The organism is uncultured Arthrobacter sp. (assembly GCF_964021775.1).
In the GTDB taxonomy this organism is placed as follows: Bacteria; Actinomycetota; Actinomycetes; order Actinomycetales; family Micrococcaceae; genus Arthrobacter.
On record NZ_CAXHZI010000006.1, the window covers coordinates 67,981 to 88,810 of the forward strand.

The 20,830-nt window shown below is 70.5% G+C and carries 17 protein-coding genes; 11 read left to right on the forward strand and 6 right to left on the reverse strand.

All coding sequences use genetic code 11. The annotated features are described in order from the left end of the window. The first annotated feature begins 41 nt into the window (after positions 1-41). From ABIN76_RS08095 to ABIN76_RS08110, 4 genes are all read left to right on the forward strand, one after another. A complete protein-coding gene (locus ABIN76_RS08095) occupies positions 42-983 on the forward strand; it encodes an aquaporin (RefSeq protein ID WP_346959200.1) in 942 nt (313 codons plus the stop codon). A 65-nt stretch (positions 984-1,048) separates the two neighbouring features. Then, positions 1,049-2,254: an exonuclease SbcCD subunit D gene (locus ABIN76_RS08100; protein ID WP_346959201.1), complete on the forward strand. Its 1,206-nt coding sequence runs from the start codon at positions 1,049-1,051 to the stop codon at positions 2,252-2,254. Next, a complete protein-coding gene (locus tag ABIN76_RS08105) occupies positions 2,251-5,325 on the forward strand; it encodes an SMC family ATPase (protein ID WP_346959202.1) in 3,075 nt (1,024 codons plus the stop codon). The genes ABIN76_RS08100 and ABIN76_RS08105 overlap by 4 nt, the downstream gene beginning before the upstream one ends. Before the next feature lie 89 nt (positions 5,326-5,414). Beyond that, entirely contained in the window at positions 5,415-6,758 is a 1,344-nt protein-coding gene (locus ABIN76_RS08110; protein ID WP_346959203.1) for an MFS transporter, read from the forward strand. A gap of 80 nt (positions 6,759-6,838) precedes the next feature. Here the strand turns inward: ABIN76_RS08110 and ABIN76_RS08115 are convergent, their stop codons facing one another. After that, positions 6,839-7,555, reverse strand: a complete 717-nt coding sequence (locus tag ABIN76_RS08115) for an IclR family transcriptional regulator (RefSeq protein WP_346959204.1) — start codon at positions 7,553-7,555, stop codon at positions 6,839-6,841. A 318-nt stretch (positions 7,556-7,873) separates the two neighbouring features. Between ABIN76_RS08115 and ABIN76_RS08120 the strand changes: the two genes are divergently transcribed. Next, complete coding sequence (locus ABIN76_RS08120) at positions 7,874-9,208, forward strand: MFS transporter (protein WP_346959205.1); 1,335 nt, start codon at positions 7,874-7,876, stop codon at positions 9,206-9,208. Between the two features lie 112 nt (positions 9,209-9,320). Here the strand turns inward: ABIN76_RS08120 and ABIN76_RS08125 are convergent, their stop codons facing one another. The 5 genes from ABIN76_RS08125 to ABIN76_RS08145 form a co-directional block, all read right to left on the reverse strand. Continuing rightward, the gene (locus ABIN76_RS08125) at positions 9,321-10,148 is read right to left on the reverse strand and encodes an alpha/beta fold hydrolase (protein WP_346959206.1); all 828 of its coding nucleotides are present in this window, start codon (positions 10,146-10,148) and stop codon (positions 9,321-9,323) included. Between the two features lie 4 nt (positions 10,149-10,152). Continuing rightward, positions 10,153-10,482, reverse strand: coding sequence for a biotin/lipoyl-containing protein (locus tag ABIN76_RS08130; protein WP_056426240.1), 330 nt, complete (start codon positions 10,480-10,482; stop codon positions 10,153-10,155). Then, positions 10,475-11,458: an alpha-ketoacid dehydrogenase subunit beta gene (locus ABIN76_RS08135; RefSeq protein ID WP_346959316.1), complete on the reverse strand. Its 984-nt coding sequence runs from the start codon at positions 11,456-11,458 to the stop codon at positions 10,475-10,477. Before ABIN76_RS08135 ends, ABIN76_RS08130 begins: the two co-directional genes overlap by 8 nt. A gap of 67 nt (positions 11,459-11,525) precedes the next feature. Further along, entirely contained in the window at positions 11,526-12,572 is a 1,047-nt protein-coding gene (locus tag ABIN76_RS08140) for a thiamine pyrophosphate-dependent enzyme (RefSeq protein WP_346959207.1), read from the reverse strand. Positions 12,573-12,706: 134 nt separating this feature from the next. Next, a complete protein-coding gene (locus ABIN76_RS08145) occupies positions 12,707-14,080 on the reverse strand; it encodes an amino acid permease (RefSeq protein WP_346959208.1) in 1,374 nt (457 codons plus the stop codon). 173 nt (positions 14,081-14,253) lie between these two features. Here ABIN76_RS08145 and ABIN76_RS08150 point away from each other — a divergent pair, with 173 nt between their 5' ends. From ABIN76_RS08150 to ABIN76_RS08175, 6 genes are all read left to right on the forward strand, one after another. Further along, positions 14,254-14,727, forward strand: a complete 474-nt coding sequence (locus ABIN76_RS08150; protein WP_346959209.1) for an Lrp/AsnC family transcriptional regulator — start codon at positions 14,254-14,256, stop codon at positions 14,725-14,727. Between the two features lie 169 nt (positions 14,728-14,896). Then, positions 14,897-15,613, forward strand: a complete 717-nt coding sequence (locus ABIN76_RS08155; RefSeq protein ID WP_346959317.1) for an NrtR DNA-binding winged helix domain-containing protein — start codon at positions 14,897-14,899, stop codon at positions 15,611-15,613. Then, positions 15,610-16,923, forward strand: coding sequence for a quinolinate synthase NadA (gene nadA, locus ABIN76_RS08160; RefSeq protein WP_346959210.1), 1,314 nt, complete (start codon positions 15,610-15,612; stop codon positions 16,921-16,923). Before ABIN76_RS08155 ends, nadA begins: the two co-directional genes overlap by 4 nt. Continuing rightward, positions 16,920-18,728, forward strand: a complete 1,809-nt coding sequence (locus ABIN76_RS08165; protein ID WP_346959211.1) for an FAD-binding protein — start codon at positions 16,920-16,922, stop codon at positions 18,726-18,728. Before nadA ends, ABIN76_RS08165 begins: the two co-directional genes overlap by 4 nt. Beyond that, positions 18,725-19,654 (forward strand): carboxylating nicotinate-nucleotide diphosphorylase, encoded by a 930-nt coding sequence (gene nadC / locus ABIN76_RS08170; RefSeq protein ID WP_346959212.1) that lies wholly within the window; start codon positions 18,725-18,727, stop codon positions 19,652-19,654. The genes ABIN76_RS08165 and nadC overlap by 4 nt, the downstream gene beginning before the upstream one ends. Positions 19,655-19,662: 8 nt before the next feature. Then, on the forward strand, positions 19,663-20,814 hold the full coding sequence (locus tag ABIN76_RS08175) for a cysteine desulfurase family protein (protein WP_346959213.1): 1,152 nt from the start codon (positions 19,663-19,665) through the stop codon (positions 20,812-20,814). Positions 20,815-20,830 lie beyond the last annotated feature (16 nt).

Sequence of the window (20,830 nt, forward strand, 5' to 3'; positions counted from 1 at the left end):
TCCAAGCAGACCCTGCCCCCAGCCAAAGGAACCCCTCGACCATGACCAAGCCCATGCCAGCCCCCGGACCGGACGGAGCCCAGCCGGGTACCGTCCCCGACGACCGGCCGGGCCTGGCCGCCCGGCTCTCCGCGGAGGCCCTCGGATCCCTGTTCCTGGTGGTCGCGGGCCTGGGCGTGCCGCTGTTCGCCGTGCCGCAGTACAACCCGATGTCCGCGTCGCTGGCCGCGGGGCTGGCCCTCACCGCGGCCATGCTGGCCTTCGGGTACCTCTCCGGCGGCCACTTCAACCCCGCCGTGACGGTGGGCAACGCGATCGCCGGCCGGATCAGGCCGGTTGCCGCCGCCGCCTACGTTGGCGCGCAGCTGGCGGGCGCCCTGCTGGGGGCGCTGGCCTTGTTCGGCGTGCTGCGCACCGTCCCCAAGCTCAACGGAACCCGTACGGCGTTCGATACGGTGGCGGCCGGCTTCGACGCGCGCTCGGTCATCCAGGCACCGATGGCCGGGGTCCTGCTAGTCGAGGTGCTCGGCGCCGCCCTGCTGGTGGCGGTCTACCTCGGCACCGCGGCGGCCCGGAACCCGGCCAGGGCAGCGGCGCCGTTTGCCGTGGGCCTGAGCTGGGCGGCGCTGCTGCAGCTGGGACAGAGCATCGGGAACACCCCCTTCAACCCGGCGCGCGCCACGGCGTCCGCGCTGTTCAGCAGCCCGGATGCCCTGGGCCAGCTGTGGCTCTTCTGGGTGGCACCGCTGGTCGGCGCCGCTGTTGCGGGACTGGTGTTCCGTGGTTTTGCCCACACCCCGGGCCGCGGGGTGCCGGTTTCCGCTGACCCGGGAGCGGCGCGTGAGGGCGGGTTTGGCGACGACGGCGACGGTCACCATGACGCCGACGACGGCGACGGTGCGCCCGTCGCGCCCGCCGCGCCTTCCGCGCCCGTCGCCCCGTCTGACGAGGCGCGGGACTTCTTCGACAAACGCACGCCGTAACGCCCGCCACCCCCGGCGCGGGGCCGGTGCGCAAGAGTGTCAGTGGCAGCCGATAGCGTAGTGGCATGCGGTTATTGCACACCTCGGACTGGCATTTGGGCCGGTCGTTCCACGGCGTCGGGATGCTCGACGCCCAGCGCGCCTTCATCGACCAACTGGTCGGCGTCGTCCGCGAAGAATCGGTCGACGTCGTCCTGATCGCGGGCGATGTGTACGACCGTGCACTGCCCGGCGTCGACGTCGTGGGCCTGCTCGACGACGCCCTGGTGCGGCTGAGCGCCGCCGGGGCGAAAGTGGTGCTGACCAGCGGCAACCACGACTCGGCCATCCGGCTCGGCTTTGCCTCCCGGCTGCTAGAGCGCGGGGGAGTGCACCTGCGCACCCGGCTCGGGGAGCTGGACACGCCGCTGCTGTTGCCGCTCACGGACGACGCCGAAGCCACTGACGCTGTGCCCAATGATCCTGGCGCGGCTCCGGTGCTGGCGATCTACGGAATCCCGTGGCTGGAGCCGCGCCTGGTCGCCGCCCAGCTGGGCGTGGAGTCGGCCAGCCACTTCGAGGTAACGCGCGCCGCCACCGCACTGGTCCGCGCCGACCTCGCCGCCCGGTCCAAGGACCGGACCGTCCATTCGGTGGTGCTGGCCCACACCTTCGCCAGCGGCGGGATCAGCTCGGACAGTGAACGGGACCTGAGCATCGGCGGGGTGGGCGCCGTGCCGCTGGATCTCTTCGACGGCTTCAGCTACACCGCGCTGGGCCACCTGCACGGCCGTCAGTCGCTCTCGCCCGCCGTCCGCTATTCCGGTTCGCCGCTGGCCTACTCGTTCTCCGAGGCGAGGCACCAGAAGGGCGGCTGGCTGATCGACGTCGACGCCAGCGGCATCACCGCCGTCACCGAAGTCCACTGGGACGCCCCGCGCCGCCTCGCCGTCCTGCGCGGCAAATTGGAGGACCTGCTCACCGATGAGGAGCACGCGTGGGCGGAGGGCGCGTACTGCCAGATCACGCTGACCGACGCGCAACGCCCGAACCAGGCCATGGAACGGCTCCGCGCCCGCTTTCCCGACACCCTCGTCCTGGGCTTCGACCCCGAAGGCGCCGAGGCTTCCGCGAGGACCAGCTACAGCAGCAGGCTGGCCCAGGCCGGCGACGACCTCTCAATATGCTGCGGGTTCCTCGAGCATGTCCGCGGCCGCCGTGCCGATGAGCCCGAATCCGCCATCCTGGCCGAAGCCCTTGAAGCCGTCCGACTGGAAGGGGTGTCCCGGTGAGGATCCACCGCCTGGAAATTTCCGCGTTCGGCCCGTTCGCCGGCACCGAACAGATCGACTTTGACCGGCTCAGTGCGCACGGGCTGTTCCTGCTCAACGGTGCCACCGGGGCCGGGAAGACCAGCGTCCTGGACGCCATCTGCTTTGCCCTTTACGGCTCGGTGCCAGGGGCCCGGCAGGAGGGCAAACGGCTGCGCAGCGACCACGCCGACCCCGCCGCGGAGCCGCGCGTCACCTGCGAGTTCTCCGCCCAGGGCCGGCATTTCGAAGTGTCCCGGACACCTGCGTGGAACAAACCCAGCGCCCGGGGCAAAAACGGTTTCACCGAGCAAAAGGCCAACACCCTGCTGCGCGAGCGGGTGGACGGCGCATGGCTGGAAAAGTCCGGCCGCAACGACGAGGCGGGCGCCGAGATCACCGCCCTGCTGGGTATGGACCGGGAACAGTTCACCCGGGTTGTGATGCTGCCGCAGGGCGACTTCGCGGCTTTCCTGCGCTCCAAAGCCTCCGAGCGGCTGGTGCTGCTCCAAAGCCTCTTTGGCACGCAGCGCTTCGAAGCGGTGGAACAGGAACTGGGACGACGCGCCGCCGCGGCGCGGAGTGCAGTGGAAAGCCTCAACAACAAGCTCGCGCTGCTGCTGGCCCAGGCCGAAGCGGAAACCGCAGGCCTCGGCCTTGACACTGACGAGGCACCCGAGCGGGAGAACGCCGAGGCGCTGCTGGCCTGGCTTGAGGACGGTGCCGCGACGGCCGCCGGGGAACGCCAGGCTGCGGCGGCCGCAGCAGACAGCGCCGGCGCCGCGCTGGCCGCCCGGCTGGAGGACACGGCGGCGCGCGCCGCGCGGCAGGCAAAACTCGCCGCAGCCGAACAACGCCGGGCAGCGGCCGAGGCAGCCGCCCCGGAGCTGCAGGACAAGGCCGGACGGCTGGAGCAGCACCGGAAAGCCGAAGTGCTCGGCGGCCAGCTGCACGCGGTCGACAGCGCCCATGCCGCAGAGGAACGCGCTGCCGCTGCCGCCGCCGCCGCGGCCGCGGAGCTGCGGTCCGCGGCGCTCACCGATCCGGAACTGGCCGCGCTGGCCGCCGGGCTGCCGGATTCCGGCGATTCCGGCGGGGCTGAGGGCCCGCTCGTCGACGGCGGCGTGCTGCGGACCGAGCTCGGCCGGCTGCGCTCCCTCCGGGCGGTCCTGGAAGAGCGGCTGCCGGACGAGGAACGGCTCGCCGCCCTCCTCAAGCGCAGCACCGAACTGCAGACCACCCTGGCCGGGCTCCGCACTGCCCACCTCTCCGGCGCCGCGGTCCTGGACACGCTGCGGGCCGAGTCAGCCGCTCTCCAGGCGGCGCTGGCCCCGCTTGAAGAACTTGCCGCCGAAGTCCAGCTGCGCACCAAGGAGTACGCCGCCGCCAACGAGCTTGTCGCCATCGTGGGCCGGCACGCCTCGGCCGCGGAAAACTGCGCCCGGATCACGGAACGCCACCGTCTGGCGCGCGACACGCACCAGGACCGCCGGCAGCACTGGCTCGACCTCCGGGAGGCACGGCTCGCCAACGCCGCCGCGGAGCTGGCAGCACAGCTGGTCCCGGACCATCCGTGCCCGGTCTGTGGCAGCGCCGAACATCCCGCTCCGGCGCCGGCCGCGGCCTCCGCGCTGGCCATCGCCGAAGCCGAACAGGACGCCCAGCAGGACGCAGAAACGGCCGAAGCCGCGCTGTCGGCGCTGGAACGCGAGCTGGGCGAGGCCCGGCAGGAGCTCGCCGTGCTGGCCGCGCAGGGCGGGGACACCGCGCCCGACGTTGCCCGCAGCGACGCCGTGCAGGCGAAGGAACGGGTGGATGAAGCCACGCGCGCCGCCGCGGAGCTCGCAGCCAACCGTGCCCGGCGGTCCGCGCTGGAGGAAGAGATCCTGGCGGCGGAGCAAGCCCGGACGGAGGCCGCGGCGGGAATCGTGCAGACCGAGTCCACCCTCAGCGAGGTCCGCGGGCAGGCCGGGGACCTGGACGCCGCCCTGGCAGGCCTGCGCTCCGGCCACGCAACGCTCGGCGCCCGGCTCGCCGCAGTCCGCGGAACGACGGCCCTGCTGGAGCGGGCCGACGCGGCCGCAGGCAGCCTCGATCAGGCCCGGGAACGGACCGCAGAGTCCCGCAGCCAGCTGGAGCGGGCCCTGCCGGCAGCCGGCTTCGAGTCCGCCGCCGCAGCCCGCGCTGTGCTGCTCCCGGCCCCGGAGGCGGCCGGGCTGGAAGCGGCTGTCCGGGCCGGCCAGGACGAGACCGCCCGGCTGGAGGAGCTCTTCGCCGGCGAGGAGCTCGCCCAAGCCGCCCGGGAGCTGGCAGCGGACGGACCCGTGGACCCTGCGGTGCTCGCCCGGCTCCGGGCCGACGCCGAAGCGGCGGAACGGCTGGCCCGGGAAACCGCCCTGGCGTCCGGACTCGCCGCGAAGTCGGTGCGGACCCTGGCCCGGCTCACGGAACAGTACGCGGACCAGGCCGCCGCCGGGCGGGAGCCCCGGGAACGGGCGGCGCTGTGGAGCGCCGTGGCCGAGGCGGCGCGGGGCGGCGGCGACAACAACTACCGCATGAGCCTGAACAGCTACGTGCTCGCCGCCCGGCTGGAACAGGTGGCGGCCGCGGCGTCCGAGCGGCTGATCGGGATGAGCGACGGCCGGTACACCCTGCAGCACACCGATGCCAAGGCAGCCCGGGGACAGAAATCCGGGCTGGGCCTGGAAGTGGTGGACCAGTGGACCGGCCAGCGCCGCGACACCGCCACGCTTTCCGGCGGGGAATCCTTTATGGCGTCGCTGGCCCTTGCATTGGGCCTGGCGGACGTGGTGCAGATGGAATCCGGCGGGGTGGACATTGAGACCCTCTTCGTGGACGAGGGCTTCGGCAGCCTCGACGAACAGTCCCTGGAACAGGTCATGGACGCGCTCGAAGGGCTCCGCGACGGCGGCCGGGTGGTGGGCCTGGTGAGCCACGTGGCGGAAATGAAGCAGCGGATCACCACGCAGTTGCAGGTGGTCAAGGGCCGCAACGGTTCCACCCTGCACATCTTGGACGACGCCCAGGCCTGAGGCCTGCCGGCTCGGGTATAATCGCAGGGTTACCGGGTCGCGCGCATCGGGAGGAGGGACGATGCGCACGATCGAACGAACCCGGAAACATGACCCCTTCACCGTCGTCCACGACGTCCCCTTCCGCTGCGGTGTCCGCAGCACCCCGCAGCGGCGGCCGCTTTGCCCGGCTGCCCCTGCTGGCCGGCCGGAGTTTCATCCCGCTGGGACTCTTTGCCCGCCTTCCCCTCGCCATGCTGACCGTCGGCGCCCTCACCCTCGTCACCGCTGTCAGCGGCTCCTATGCGGTGGGCGGCGCCGCAGCCGGCGCCGTCGGCATCGGTTCAGCACTCGGCGCCCCGGTGCTGGGGGCCCTGGCCGACCGGCTCGGCCAACGCCCCGTCCTGCTCTTCTCCGCGGTCTTCAACACGCTGGCCGTGACCGCCCTGATCCTCGCCGCGTACCTGGTCCCGGGCGGTCCGGAGCTGGCTGCCGCCGTACCGGTGCTCGCCGCGGCGTTCGTCGCCGGCGCCAGCTGCCCGCAGGTCGGCCCGCTGGCACGGGTCCGCTGGATGGCCCTGAGCGCCCGCGGCGCCGGCGGCAGACACCCGGAAGACCTGGACACCGCGCTGTCCTATGAGAGCACCGCCGACGAGCTGACCTTCGTGCTGGGACCGGCCCTGGTGGGAATCCTCGCCAGCCTGGTCAGCCCCTGGCTGCCGCTCGCGCTCGCCGCCGCGCTCACCCTGACCCTGGTTCCCGCCTTCGCCGTGCACCCGACGCACCGCGCCGTGCCGCGCACCCCGGCGCGGAGCCGGGCGGCCTCGGATGCCGCCAGGGCGCAGCGGCAAGCCCTGACGCTGGGGCAGCGGGTGGCCGGCTACGCCTCCGTCGGGCTGCCGGTCCTGGCCATGGTCTGCATGGGCACCTTCTTCGGCTCCACCCAGACCTCGCTGAGTTCCTTCTCGGCCAGCTTCGCCACCTCCGAACTGGCGGGGCTGCTGTACGCCGTGATGGGGCTGAGCTCGGCCGCCGCGGCGTTGTCGGTCGCCTATTGGCCGCGGCGGTTCAGCGTCCGCGCCCGCTGGCTGGCCTGCGCGGCGCTAATGACCGGGCTCGCGGCGCTGCTGCTGCTACCCTCGACCGCACTGCCGATGATCCTGGTGCTGCTGGTCCTGGGCCTGCCGGTCGGTCCGCTGATGGTCACCGTGTTCGCCATCGGCGGCGTCGTGGCCCCGGACGGGAAACTCGGCACGGTGATGACGGCACTGGCCAGCGGCATTGTCGCCGGAACCGCGGTAGGTTCGTCCGTCGCGGGGCAGCTGGCACAGAACGTCGGCTATTCGGCAGCGTTCCTGGTTCCGGTCTGCGCAGCGGCGGCGCTGTTCCTGCTCGGCGCGGCAGCCGCCGTCGTACTCCAGCGGCGGACAAAGACGACGACGGCTGCCGCCTAGCCAGCCGGGTGCGGCGTTGTCGTGCACGTCCCCGGTCACCGTGGGGTGGTCCGGATCGCCGGTGGAGCAGTCTTCGGGCGTCAGCCCAGCTGCGCCTCGATGCGCGCGGCGCTCGCCGTCAGGGCAACGGCAACCTCGTCGGGATCCTGCGCGGCGCGGATGTAAACCACCGCCAGGGCGGCCGGCCGGCCGCCGGGAACCCGGAGGGGTACGGCCAGCGAGGAGACGCCTGGGATGACCTCGTCGTGGCTGGACGCGTAACCGCGCCGGCGTGCCTCATCCGCTTCGGGCCGGTAGGGGATGCCCGGGGCGAGGCGGTGCCATTCCTGTTCCGAGAGCGCGGACTGGATCGCGATGCCCGGTGCTCCGGCGCTGACCGGGTGCCGCGATCCGGGGTGCTGGACCACGGCGGCGCCGGTGTGCCGCGGGTCGACCGTCACGAGGGTGACGCAGTCTTCGCGGTCCCAGACGGCCACGAACGCGCTCATGGTCAGGGCGTTGGCCAGCTGAGTGAGCTCCGGGAGGGCGGCGGTCTGCAGGCTGCGGGCCACCCCGCGGGCCAGGACGGCCAGTCCGGGGCCGGGCTGGACCCGGCCGCCGTCGTCCCGCACCAGCAGCGAGTGGTCCTCAAGCGTGCGCAGGATGCGGTAAGCGACCGAGCGGTGGACGCCCATGGCGTCGGCGAGTTCGGCGATGGTGAGCGGCTCCGGCGCATCGGCGAGGATCTCCAGGGCCCGGATGCCCCGGGACAGGGTCTGGGACGGCGGGGCCTGGGTGCTGCCGGCATTCGGGGTCATGGAGTCCATCCTATTGGCGGGCGGCGAGTCTTGTGCTCCGGCTCACAGTGCAGTACCGTTCTGGCACAACGTTCTATATAAGAACGCTGTGTTCGATTATAGAACTCCAGCAAGGAGCCAACAAGAGCCCGGCCTGGCGGCATCCCCAGCCGGGGGCGCCCCGCCGGACACGTACCAGGCGGAATGTGTGCTTTATCACAACTTTCGTAGTAAGATCACAGTTACTAACTGACCGTTCGATCAGTAATTCATGAGGCATTTAGTTTTTCACTTCGCACCCACCCGGGCAGTACCCCTGCCCCCAGCAACGGAGTTCCAATGACCGTAACTTCAACCGTCGATTCAGAGGCGGGCCCCAGCAGCAAGCATGAGGAACGCAAGGTCCTCGCCGGGACGCTGGTCGGCACCACGATCGAGTGGTACGACTTCTTCATCTTCGCCCAGCTGACAGCAACGCTGCTGTCCCCGCTCTTCCTCGCACCCCTGAACGCCTCCAACCCGGGCCTGGCGCAGATCCTCTCCTTCGCCCTGATTGGCATCAGCTTCCTGTTCCGCCCGCTCGGCGCCGTCATCGCCGGCCACCTCGGCGACCGCCTCGGCCGCAAGGCCATGCTGGTCTTCACCCTCGTGATGATGGGTGCCGCGACGGCGCTGATCGGCATGCTGCCCACCTACGCCCAGATCGGCGTGTGGGCCCCGATCCTGCTCATCACGCTCCGCGTGATCCAGGGCTTCTCCGCCGGCGGCGAATGGGGCGGTGCAGCCCTGATGGCCGTGGAGCACGCACCGATGAGCAAGCGCGGCCTGTTCGGCGCCTACCCGCAGATCGGCGTTCCGGTAGGCATGATCCTCGCCACCGGCCTGCTGTACTTCCTCAACACGTCCATGTCCAAGGACGACTTCGCCGCCTGGGGCTGGCGCGTGCCGTTCCTGCTCTCGATCGTGCTGATTGTGGTCGGTTACCTGATCCGCCGCGCCGTGGCCGAGAGCCCGGTCTTCCAGGAGATGCAGGAGCGCAAGGAAGAAAGCAAGGCGCCGCTCGGCGAGCTGGTCCGCAAGCACAAGAAGGCCGTCCTCTACTCCACGATGATCTTCATCGGCAACAACGCCGCCGGCTACCTGCTGATCGCGTTCTTCATTTCCTACGCCACCAAATCGCTGAAGATGCCCACCCCGCAGATCCTGCTGGCCACCACGCTGGCATCCTTCGGCTGGCTGATTTTCACCCTGGTCGGCGGCTGGCTCTCAGACAAGATCGGCCGGGTCAAGACCTTCCTGATCGGCTACGGGATCGTGTTCGCCTGGATGATCCCGATGTTCGCCCTGATCGACACCAAGGACATCGTGCTCTACGGCGTGGCGCTGTTTGTACTGACCATCGGCCTGGGCCTGTCCTACGGCCCGATGTCGGCGATGTACGCCGAAATGTTCCCGGCCAACGTCCGCTACTCGGGCATCTCCATCGGCTACGCGTTCGGTGCCATCCTCGGCGGCGCCTTCGCGGCGACCATCGCTGAGGCCCTGCTGCAGAGCACCAAGTGGACCGGTTCCATCGGCATCTACATCATGATCCTCTGCGTTATCTCCGCCGTCGGCGTCATCCTGGCCAAGGAAACCCGCGGCCGCGCGTTGGGCGTCAGCCGCCACCACTAGGTTGCGGTTCCGGTAGGGAACGCACAACACAAGAAACGCACAACACAAGAGAGGCACGGACCGCGGTCCGTGCCTCTCTTGTGTTCGCCTGTTGTAAGAGCAGCCGCGCCGCTTAGACGCCCAGGAAGCTGATGGCGCCCTGTTTGAAGGCCCTGCTCGTGACGGCATTCGTGTGGTTCCGGGCCGGCAGGATGAGCTGTTCCACCATCGCCCCGGCCTTGGCGCCCAGGGCCGCGAGTTCAGGCATGGAGGCGGCCCGCTCGTCGTTTTCTCCGGCAACGAGCAGCACAGGCATCTGCGGGACGGCCTCGGCGGGGTCGAACGGTTCATCCTTGATCGCCTCGACCAGGGACAGCAGGGCGAAAATGTTGTTGCTGGGCAGCAGCTGTGCCATCTTCAGCAGCCCGGCCGTGGAAGCGTCCGCGATGGGCGTGCCGTCGGCCAGGTAGCGCTGCGCGGCAACCAGGTCGAACTCCGCCAGCGGGTCCGCCACGTTGGGGCCGCCGAGCACCAGCCGGTGGACCAGTTCGTGCTGGGTGGCGCCGAATTCCCAAGCCAGCCGGGAGCCCAGCGAGTAGCCGATGACGTCCAGGCCGCTGGCCGGGTCGCCGTCGCGCAGGGGACGGGCGCCGGCGTCGAACGCGATCTGCAAAAGATCCGCCCGGATCCGGCTGGGGGAGTAGGAGTCCCGGTCCTCGGGGGCGCCGCTGCGGCCGTGGCCGGGCAGGTCCACGGTGATCACGCGCCGGCCGGCGTCGGTGAGGGCGGCGATCCAGCCGGTGTCCTCCCAGTTGAGCTTGGCGGAGGAGGAAAAGCCGTGCAGCAGCAGGACCGGACGCAGCCCGGCGTCGTGCTTGGGGTCGTGCACCCCCACGTAAAGCTGCGGGTCGGTGCCCTCGACCGTGTGGGAATGCTGCTCGCCGGTGTGCCTGCCGCTCATGGTGTCAGTCCTCATCAAGTACGGCGCTCAGGCGGACCCGGCGCTTCGGTGCCTCTTCCTTCGGGACCGTGCCCACGATGCCGGCCGTGTTGTCCGGCACCTCGAACACGATCAGGGGCTCGCCGACGTTGATCTTGTCGCCGGGCCCGCCGTGGATACGCACTACCTTACCTGCCTGCGGGCTGGGCAATTCGACGGCCGACTTGGTGGTTTCGACCTCCACGAGCGGCTGGTTCCGCTCCACCTGGTCGCCGGGCGCGACCAGCCATTCCAGCACGGTCGCCTCGATCAGGCCCTCGCCCAGGTCCGGCAGCGGGAAGGAAATTTCAGCCACGTTTGTACTCCAATACTCGCTGGATGCCGAAGAGGATCCGGTCAATGTTCGGGATGTATTCATCTTCGAGGTCACCGGAGGGGTACGGGACGTCGAAGCCGGTCACGCGCTCCACCGGCGCCTTGAGCGTGTCGAAGCAGCTCTGCGTGATCAGCTGCGCCACCTCGGCGCCCAGTCCGGAGGTCAGCGGAGCCTCATGGACGACGACGGCGCGGCGCGTCTTGCGCACCGACACGGCCAGCGCCTCGGCGTCGATCGGCTTGAGCCAGCGCAGGTCCAGGACCTCGATGTCGATCCCGTCCTCGGCCGCGAGCTCGGCCACCTGGAGGCAGCGGGCCACCATGGCGCCCCAGGCCACGAGCGTGAGGTGCCGGCCTTCGCGCATGACCTTGGCGCCCTCCGGTGGGCCGCCGGCGGCATCGTGCGCGGCCAGGTCCACCTCGCCCTTTTGCCAGTAGCGGGACTTCGGCTCCATGAAGATCACCGGGTCCGGCCGCGTGGCGGCGTACTTGAGCAGGTGGTAGGCCTCGTGCGGGTTCGACGGCGAGACCACCTTGAGCCCGGGCACGTGGGCGAAGAGCGCCTCCAGGCTTTCGCCGTGGTGTTCGGGAGCGCGGATGCCGCCGAAGCTGGGAACCCGCAGGGTGATCGGCATCGGTAGGGTGCCGCGGCTGCGGTAGTTCATCCGCGCGATCTGGCAGACGATCTGGTTGATCGCCGGATAGGCGAAGCCGTCGAACTGGACCTCGGGGATGGGGTGGAAACCGGCCATCGCCAGCCCCACGGACATGCCGAGGATGCCGGATTCCGCCAGCGGGGTATCGAAGACCCGCTGCGCGCCGTGTTTGGCCTGCAGCCCGTCGGTGATCCGGAAGACGCCGCCGAGCCGGCCGCAGTCCTCCCCGAAGATCACGGCCTTGGGATTGTCCGCGAGCACCTCGTCCAGGGCCCGGTTGAGTGCCTGCTGCATGGACATCACGGTGGTGCTGGAGGCTGTGCTTTCTGCGTTGTCGCCTGCCACAGTTGCGCCTTCGAGAATCGAGTTAGACATGTTCGGACTCCTCGCGCCAGTTGGCGGCCTGGGCCTGCAGGGCAGGGGTGGTTTCCTGGAAGACCAGGTCAAACATTTCGGCGCCGGGGCGGGATCCGAGGGCCTGGATGCCGGTGCGGATCTGTTCCTCCTCCGCCTTGGCCGCTGCAAGGGCCTCGGCGAAGAAGGCTTCGTCGGCGATGCCCTCGGCCAGCAGCCGCTGCTTGAGGCGCTCCAGCGGGTCCGCCCCGGCGCCGTCGCGCTCCTCGTCGAGGGAGCGGTAGCGGCCGGGATCGTCGGAGGTCGAGTGCGGCCCGCGGCGGTAGGTCATGGCCTCGACCAGGACGGGGCCGTTGCCGCCGCGGGCGTGCGCGAAGGCGCGGCGGGTCGCCTCGACGACGGCGACGACGGCGACGACGTCGTTGCCGTCGATCTGCAGCGCCGGCATCCCGTAACCGGCGGCGCGGGCGGCGACCGAGCCGCCAGCCACCTGGCGTTCGGTGGGCACGGAGATGGCCCAGCCGTTGTTCTGGACGAAGAAGACCACGGGGGCCTTCATCACCGCCGCGAAGTTCATCGCCTCATGGACGTCGCCCTGCGAGGAGGCGCCGTCGCCGAAATAGGTCAGCGCGACGCCGTCGTTTTGGTCCAGGGTCTGGCCGTGGGCCCAGCCGACGGCGTGCAGCACGGACCCGGCGACGACGGCCTGGATCGGGGCCAGCCGGGACTCCGCCGGGTTGTACAGGCCGCCGTGCCAGGTGGCCTTGTGGGTGGACATGTAGCCCACCATGTCCACGCCCATGGTCCGGGCGACGCCCATCTCGCGGTAGGTGGGGAAGACGAAATCGCGGGCGGTGTCCACGGCGTAGCCGCTGCCCACCTGGGCCGCCTCCTGGCCGAATTCGGGGGCGTAGCCGGGGATGATGCCCTGCCGCTGCCAGGCGATCGCGGAGGTGTCGAGGTGCCGGACGGCGACCATCAGCGAGTACAGCTCGCGGAGCTGGGCGGGAGTGAGCGGCCCGGCGTCGTCACCGGGTACCGCGAGGGGGAGTGTGTCCATGCCTGTGACCCTAGTCACGCGGCGGGTGCTGGGCAATCAGCTCAGGAAATGCTGGCCAGTCTGCACAAACCCGCCGGCGCCGGCGCCGATGTGCTTAGCAGTTTGTACAGCCCTCTACGGTCCCGGCGCCTCGGCTACCGGGCGGCGCGGCGGCTGAGCCGGGCGCCGACCCAGCACGCCGCGGCGATGCCGGCGATCAACGCCATCGTGCTGAAGAGCTGCCGGCTGCTGTCCGGGCTGCTGAAGCCGACGGCGAAGATCAGGGCCAGGAGTACCAGTCCGAAAATGGTGATCGCCGGAAAGCCTTTCATCCGCAGCGGCAGCTCGGTGCCCGCACGGTCCGCGCGGCGCCGCAGGATCAGCTGGGACACCAGGGCCGAGCCCCACACCACGAGGCAGGTGGAGCCGACCAGCTGGAACAGTGCCGGCAGGATCTGTTCCGGGAACAGCAGTTCAAGCACGGCGGCCAGGAAGCCGAAGGCCACCGAGATGCTGACCGCGATGACCGGAACCCGGGCGTGGTTGAGCCGCGACAGGAACCGCGGGGCTTCGCCGCGCTCGGAGAGCGAGTAGGCCATCCGGGAAGCGCCGTACAGGTTCGCGTTGAGGGCGGAGAGCAGGGCGACGACGGCGACCAAGGTGATCGCAGCTCCCGCGCCGGGGATGCGGGCCAGGTCCAGGACGCCCGCGAACGGGGACTTGAGCGCCGTCGACGTCGACGGAAGCACGGCGGCAATGACGAAGACGGAGCCGATGTAGAAGACCAGAATCCGCCAGACCACGGTGCGGATCGCGTGGCCGACGCTGCGCTCGGGGTTCTCGGTCTCGGCCGCGGCAACGCTGACGATTTCCGTGCCGCCGAAGGCGAAGATCACCACAAAAAGTGCCGTGGCGATGCCGCCCAGGCCGGCCGGGGCGAAGTTGGACGTGATGTTGCTCAGACCCGGACTGGGCACGTCCGGCAGCCAGCCGAACAGCAGCGCGGCGCCGATGGCCAGGAACAGCAGGATGGCGGCGACCTTGAGGATCGCGAACCAGAACTCGAACTCGCCGAAGTTCTTCACCCCGGCGAGGTTGATGGCCGTGAAGACCGCCATGAAAATCAGCGCGAGCCCCCAGACCGGGACCGCCGGCCAGACCGTGAAGAGCAGCCCGGCCGCGCCGAGGGCCTCCGCAGCGATGACGACGACGAGCTGCAGCCACCAGAGCCAGCCCACGGTGGCGCCGGCGGTCTTGCCCATGGCCTTCTCGGCGTACACGGAGAACGCGCCGCTGTTCGGGTTGGCGGCGGCCATCTCGCCGAGGGCCCACATGACAATGATGATCAGGGTGCCCGCGACCAGGTAGGAGATCAGGACGGCCGGTCCGGCGGCCTGGATTCCGGCCCCCGATCCGAGGAACAGGCCGGCGCCGATGGCGCTGCCGAGTCCCATCATGGTGAGCTGGCGGGGCAACATGCTGTGGCCGAGTTTCAGGGCCGGGCGCTCCGCGGTGGACTTCGTTGTCATGCTGGCGAACCTTCTTACGGTGGTGGGTGCGTCCTTTTGGGACCATTCGAATTTACCGTCCCGGAGGGGCCCGCGGGCGCGCCGGGCGTGAGAGCATGGTTGCAGTTTGTTGAGGGGCTGACCCTGATTCTGACGATTTGTGCTGTGAAATGCCCCGGGATAAGGAAACTGACGTGAACGTGGATCCGCTGGATGCCAAAATTGTCCGATTCTTCACGGATTCTCCGCGGGCTTCCGTGCTGGAGGCGTCCCGGGTGCTGAAGGTCGCCCGCGCCACCGTCCAGTCGCGGCTGGACCGGATGCAGGACAGCGGCGTCATCGGCTCCTGGGTTCCGCAGCCGGACCCGGCCCGCTTCGGCTATCCTGTGGTCGCGTTCTGCTCGCTGACCATCAACCAGGACCTCGGGCACGACGCCGTCGTGGAGGCCCTGGCGCGCATCCCCGAGCTGATCGAGATCCACACCGTGTCCGGCGGCTCGGACCTAATGGCCCGGATTGCCGCCCGCTCCAACTCCGACCTGCAGCGCGTGCTGGACGCGATGATCGCCACCCGGACCGTGCTGCGCTCTTCTTCGGTGATTGTGCTCAACACCCACTTCGAGGGCCGGACCCTGCCGCTGCTCGAAGCCGCCGCACGGGGCCAGTAGGCCGGAACCAGCCCGGGCCGCCGGGCCGGGAGCAGCAACATTTTGTACCGGGGGGCCGCCGTCGTAGAATTAGTTCTAGTCAACTTGACTATAACTACTCCGGCGGTAGGGCCGGAGCCGGCCGGGCGGTCCCCACAGGAGGGCCCGGGCCGAAGGATAGCGGGGGTCGATCACCGTTTACACCTCTCCAGCCAACGTCTCGGAGCGCCAGCTCGCGCCGCCGTCGCTGGCGATTTCCACGGTGATCTTCGCGCTCCGGCCGAGCGAACGTTCCGGCCGGCCCACGCTCTGGATCCCGCTGGTGCGCCGGATCCGTGAGCCTTTCAAGGGCCTTTGGGCGCTGCCCGGCGGTCCGCTGACGCACAACGAGTCGCTGCAGGATGCCGCTTCACGCAACCTGCGCGAGACCACCGGCCTGGCGCCGAGCTACCTTGAGCAGCTTTACGCCTTCGGCGGCCTGCACCGTTCGCCCACCCAGCGTGTGGTGTCGATCGTGTACTGGGCGCTGGTGCAGCCCACCGAGGCCGCGCTCGCCGACGAATCCGAAAACGTCCGCTGGTTCCGGGCCGACCGGCTGGGCGAGCTGGCGTTCGACCACAAGACGATCATCGACTACGCGCTCTGGCGGTTGCGGAACAAGATGGCCTACGGCTCGATCGCCTACCACCTGCTCGGCGAATACTTCACCCTCGCGCAGGTCCGGGAGGTCTATGAGGCAGTCCTGGACCGCGAGCTGGACCCGGCCAACTTCCGCCGCCAGATCAAGGCGACCCCGGAAATTGAAGAAACCGATGAATACCTGCAAGGCGGCAAGCACCGCCCGCCCCGCCTCTACCGCTTTACCGGCCGCCCCGGCCTCGATCCAGACAACAGGAGCACACCATGAGCAGCGTCAACACGGCGATCCAGCTGATCACGCGCGAACAGGCCGCCGGCAGCGCCGCCGGCATTGCGGCGGCGGGGTCCACCTGCAGCCCGGCCCTCGCCCGCGGCCCCTGGGACTTCGATCTTGCCGAGGCCCGCACCGGCATGCCCGCCTACGGCCCCGGAGCCTCCGTGGCCGACGTCGCCCCGCCGTCCACCCCCCGCCAGGGCCAGCTCCCGGAGGAGTACCGCCTGGCCGGCGACGCCGAACTGGACGCCCGCATCAGGGCCGCCAAGGCGGCGCTGGGGGACCGGGCCGTCATCCTGGGCCATTTCTACCAGCGCGACGAGGTGGTGGAATACGCCGACTTCGTGGGCGACTCCTTCCAGCTCGCCAACGCGGCCCTGACCCGGCCCGACGCCGAGGCGATCATTTTCTGCGGCGTGCACTTCATGGCCGAAACCGCGGACATCCTGTCCCGGCCGGAGCAGGCCGTGATCCTGCCCAACCTCGCCGCGGGCTGCTCGATGGCGGACATGGCGGACATCGACTCGGTCACCGAGTGCTGGGAACAGCTGGAGGAGCTGTTCGGCACCGAACCCGACGCCGACGGCCGGGTGCCCGTCATCCCGGTCACCTACATGAACTCCTCGGCAGCGCTCAAGGGCATCTGCGGCGAGCACGGCGGCATTGTCTGCACTTCCTCGAACGCCGCCACCGTGCTGGAGTGGGCGTTCGAGCGGGGCCAGCGCGTGCTGTTCTTCCCGGACCAGCACCTGGGCCGCAATACCGCCAAAGCCATGGGGGTGCCGCTGGAGCAGATGCCGATGTGGAATCCGCGCAAGGACCTCGGCGGCAACGACGGACAGACCCTGCAGGATTCCCGCGTGATCCTCTGGCACGGCTTCTGCTCGGTCCACAAGCGCTTCAACGTGGCCCAGATCGAGAAGGCGCGCGCCGAGTTCCCGGGCGTGCAGGTGATTGTGCACCCGGAGTGCCCCATGGAGGTGGTCGACGCTGCCGATGCTGCCGGATCCACCGACTTCATCCGCAAGGCCATTGCCGCCGCCACCGAGCCCACCGTCTTCGCGGTCGGCACCGAGATCAACCTGGTCAACCGGCTGGCCGCCGAATACCCGCAGCACACCATTTTCTGCCTCGACCCGGTGATCTGCCCCTGCTCCACCATGTACCGCATCCACCCGGGCTACCTGGCCTGGGTGCTGGAGTCCCTGGTCCGCGGCGAGGTGGTCAACCGCATCACGGTGGCGGACGACGTCGCGGCCCCCGCCCGCGTGGCCTTGGAACGCATGCTGGCGGCCCGGCCGTGACCAGGCGGCTCGTCGTCGTCGGCAGCGGCATCGCCGGGCTGTACGCGGCACTGCTGGCCTCTGAAGCGCCCGCATCTGAGGTGGTGCTCCTGACCAAGGGCGCGCTCGAGGAGAGCAACACCTTCTACGCCCAAGGCGGCGTGTCCGCCGTGCTGGCGCCGGGGGAGGCCGCACCGGGTGACTCCGTGGCGGCGCATATCGCCGATACCCTCGCCGCCGGGGCCGGGCTGAACAATCCGGACGCGGTGCGGATCCTGTGCACGGAGGCCGTCCGGGACATCGTCGGGCTGCGCCGCTTCGGTGTGGACTTCGACGTCCGTGACGATGGAGGCCCGGCGCTGGGGCTGGAGGCTGCGCATTCCGCCGCACGCATCCTGCACGCCGGCGGCGATGCGACCGGGGCCCGCATCGCGCGTGCCCTCGTGGCCGCCGTGCTGGACCGCGCCGTCCAGGGCGGACTCCGGGTCGAGACCGGCGCCTTCGTGACCGAGCTCCTGACCGAGGGCGGAAACCCGAAAGGCGCAAGTTCGCCAGCCGTCACCGGTGTCGCCTACCTTGCCGGCGGGGAGCTGAAGCGGCTCGACGCCGACGCTGTGCTGCTCGCCACCGGCGGCGCCGGGCGGCTGTTTGCCCGCACCAGCAATCCTTCGGTGGCCACCGCCGACGGCCTCGCCCTGGCCTGGCGCGCGGGTGCTGCCGTCCGCGACCTGGAGTTCTTCCAGTTCCACCCGACCACACTGGCCGCGGCCGGGGTGCCCGGCGGGCCGCCCGCGCTGCTGATCTCCGAGGCGGTGCGCGGCGAGGGTGCGCTCCTGCTCGACGCCGCCGGCCACCGCTTTATGCCTGACTTCCACCCCGACGCCGAACTGGCACCGCGCGACGTCGTCTCCCGCAGCATCGCACTGCACCTGGCGGCCACCGGGCAGCCGGCGGACAGCCCGGTGTACCTGGATGCCCGGGGCATTGAAGCCGCCCGCGGCCGCGGCTTCCTGGCCCGGCGGTTCCCCACCATCACCGCGGCCACCCGCGCCGCCGGCTACGACTGGACCGCCGAGCCGCTGCCCGTGTCCCCGGCCGCGCACTACTGGATGGGCGGGGTCACGACCGACCTTTGCGGACGCACCTCGGTACCGGGGCTGTACGCGGCGGGCGAGACCGCCTGCACCGGCGCGCAGGGCGCCAACCGGCTGGCCAGCAATTCGCTGCTCGAAGGGCTGGTGTTCGGGCGACGGGCGGTTGAGGACTTCCTCCGAGTCGAAGCGTCGCACGACGGCACTGCTCCGCGTGCTAGCTCGGCCGCGGGCGGCCTCCCTTTGACGCACGCTTCCGCAGTACCCTCGCGCGACACGACTGGGGGAGTAACCCACCCGGCCAGCTTGCCCGAGGGTGTTGGGAAGACGGGGCCCGTTCCGGCGCCGTTTTCGAGGGATGCTCTTGGGCGGTTGATGACTGGGGCTGCGGGGGTGTTGCGTTCGGGGGCTGAGCTCGATGCTGCGGCTGCCCAACTGGCTGCGTGGGGCGCTGTTGTCCGGCCCGAGAGTGTGGCGGACGCGGGGCTGGTTCAATCCGAGTACGAGGACCGGAACTTGTTGCTGGCCGCCCGGCTGCTGGTGGAGGCCGCCCGGGCCAGGACCGGCTCGGTCGGTGCCCACTTCCGCGCCGATGCAGCCGACGCCGCCAGTGACGCTGTTGCCCCCGGCCCGCCGGCGATGCTCGCAGCCCCGCCCCGGTCCAACCCGCCGGCCGGCCCGCACGGCCACCGGTATGCCGCCGTATCCCGCCCGAAACAAAGGATTCCGTCATGACAGCACCTGCCGCCGCCCTTCCCGCCGTCGTCCCTGCGGCCGCCCTCGCCGGCACCCTTCCGGCGGCCGCCGTCGGTGCCGTGCTGCGCGCCGCCCTGCAAGAGGACGCACCCTACGGCGACATCACCTCGCAGACCCTGATCCCGGCCGGTGCCCGCGCCACCGCCGTGCTCGCGGCCCGGGTGCCCGGCGTGTTCAGCGGTGGGGAGGTGTTCGCCGCGGCGATGAAGCTGGCGGACCCGGCCGCCGTCGTCGAACTGCTCGTGGCGGACGGTGAGGCCTTCGACGCCGGCACCGCACTGGCCCGGGTGAACGGCAACGCCCGCGGTGTGCTGCTGGCCGAACGGGTGGCGCTGAACCTGGTGCAGCGGATGAGCGCGATCGCCACCCGGACCGCGGAGTTCGTCGCGTTGGTCGCCGGCACCCGCGCGCGGATTACCGATACCCGGAAGACGACGCCGGGGCTTAGGGTGCTGGAGCGTTACGCGGTCCGCTGCGGCGGCGGAGCAAACCACCGCTTCAGCCTCTCGGACGCGGTCCTGGCCAAGGACAACCACCTTGCGGTGCTCACCGGGGGAGACCCTGCAAAGCTCACCGCGGTGCTGCGCGACGCCAAGGCACGGCTGGGGCACACCACGCATTTCGAGGTGGAGGTGGACAGGATGGAGCAGATTGAGCCCGTGCTGGCCGCCGGCGTGGACACCATCATGCTGGACAACTTCTCACTGATCGAACTCGCCGACGGCGTCGAACTCGTCGCGGGGCGGGCACGGGTCGAGGCCAGCGGCAACGTCAGCCTCGCGACCGTGGCCGGCATCGCCGCCACCGGGGTGGACGTCATCTCGATCGGTGCGCTCACCCACAGCGTCACCGCCTTGGACCTGGGCCTCGACATCGAACTCGACGTCGAACTACCGGCTAGCTGAGGGATGCCGTGATCTTCCTGGACGCCGCCGCCACCACGCCGGTCCGCCGCGAGGTGCTCGAGGCCATGTGGCCGTACCTCAGCGGGGACTTCGGCAACCCATCAAGCCACCATTCGCTCGGCGACGCCGCCGCCGCGGCGCTCGCAGGAGCCCGGGAAACGACGGCGAAGGCCCTGGGCTGCCGCCCAAGGGAGGTCGTCTTCACCTCCGGCGGCACGGAAGCGGACAACCTCGCCGTCAAGGGCATCGCCCTGGCCCGCCGCGCTGCGGACCCGGGCCTTGACCGGGTGGCGATCAGCGCCGTCGAACATCCCGCGGTGGAGGAATCCGCCAGGTACCTCGAACGTGTCCACGGCTTCGCGGTCGACGTGATCCCGGTGGACCGCTACGGGCAGGTGACCGAGGAAGCGTTCGCGGCCGTGCTCCGGCCGGAAACCGTGCTGGCCAGCGTCATGTACGCCAACAACGAGGTCGGGACAATCCAGCCCGTAGCCCGGCTGGCGGCACTGGCCCGCGGTCGCGGCATCCCGTTCCACAGCGACGCCGTGCAGGCCGCGGGCTGGCTCCCCCTCGACACTCGTGGCCTGGGCGTCGATGCCCTGAGCATTTCCGGCCACAAGCTGGGCGCACCGAAGGGCTGCGGGGCGTTGTTCGTGCGCGGCCGGACCCGGCTGGAGCCGCTGATCCACGGCGGCGGCCAGGAACGCGGCCGCCGCTCGGGTACCGAGAACGTTGCCGGCGCGGTGGCCCTGGCAACGGCGCTGAGCCTCGCCGGGACCTCGCAGCAGGCGGCCTCCGCCCGGGTCGCTGGATTGCGTGACGACTTCATCGGCGCCGTCCTGGCCGGAGTGCCCGGCGCCGTGCTGACCGGCCATCCGGACGAGCGGCTGCCCTCGGTGGCGTCGTTCTGCTTCCCGGGAACCAGCGGCGAGTCTGTGCTGCTGGAGCTGGAACGGCAGGGTGTGGTCTGTTCGAGCGGTTCGGCCTGCGCCGCGGGCTCCGACGAGCCATCGCCCGTGCTGATGGCTATGGGAATCAGCGCCGAAGTGGCCCAGACCGCCGTGCGCTTCAGCTTCGATTCGTCCATCACCGCCACCGAGCTGCGGGAAGCAGCGGCCGCGGTGGGCACCGCCGTCGGCAGCATCCGCGCACTCGGGTAGCCGGCAGTCCGCTGGG

What these genes read in the sequence shown, in the direction of transcription:
- ABIN76_RS08095 (WP_346959200.1), top strand. Translation starts at nt 42, where the DNA reads ATGACCAAGCCCATGCCAGCCCCCGGACCGGACGGAGCCCAGCCGGGT.
- ABIN76_RS08100 (WP_346959201.1), top strand. Translation starts at nt 1,049, where the DNA reads ATGCGGTTATTGCACACCTCGGACTGGCATTTGGGCCGGTCGTTCCAC.
- ABIN76_RS08110 (WP_346959203.1), top strand. Translation starts at nt 5,415, where the DNA reads ATGACCCCTTCACCGTCGTCCACGACGTCCCCTTCCGCTGCGGTGTCC.
- ABIN76_RS08115 (WP_346959204.1), bottom strand. Translation starts at nt 7,555, where the DNA reads ATGACCCCGAATGCCGGCAGCACCCAGGCCCCGCCGTCCCAGACCCTG.
- ABIN76_RS08120 (WP_346959205.1), top strand. Translation starts at nt 7,874, where the DNA reads ATGACCGTAACTTCAACCGTCGATTCAGAGGCGGGCCCCAGCAGCAAG.
- ABIN76_RS08125 (WP_346959206.1), bottom strand. Translation starts at nt 10,148, where the DNA reads ATGAGCGGCAGGCACACCGGCGAGCAGCATTCCCACACGGTCGAGGGC.
- ABIN76_RS08135 (WP_346959316.1), bottom strand. Translation starts at nt 11,458, where the DNA reads ATGTCCATGCAGCAGGCACTCAACCGGGCCCTGGACGAGGTGCTCGCG.
- ABIN76_RS08140 (WP_346959207.1), bottom strand. Translation starts at nt 12,572, where the DNA reads ATGGACACACTCCCCCTCGCGGTACCCGGTGACGACGCCGGGCCGCTC.
- ABIN76_RS08145 (WP_346959208.1), bottom strand. Translation starts at nt 14,080, where the DNA reads ATGACAACGAAGTCCACCGCGGAGCGCCCGGCCCTGAAACTCGGCCAC.
- nadA (WP_346959210.1), top strand. Translation starts at nt 15,610, where the DNA reads ATGAGCAGCGTCAACACGGCGATCCAGCTGATCACGCGCGAACAGGCC.
- nadC (WP_346959212.1), top strand. Translation starts at nt 18,725, where the DNA reads ATGACAGCACCTGCCGCCGCCCTTCCCGCCGTCGTCCCTGCGGCCGCC.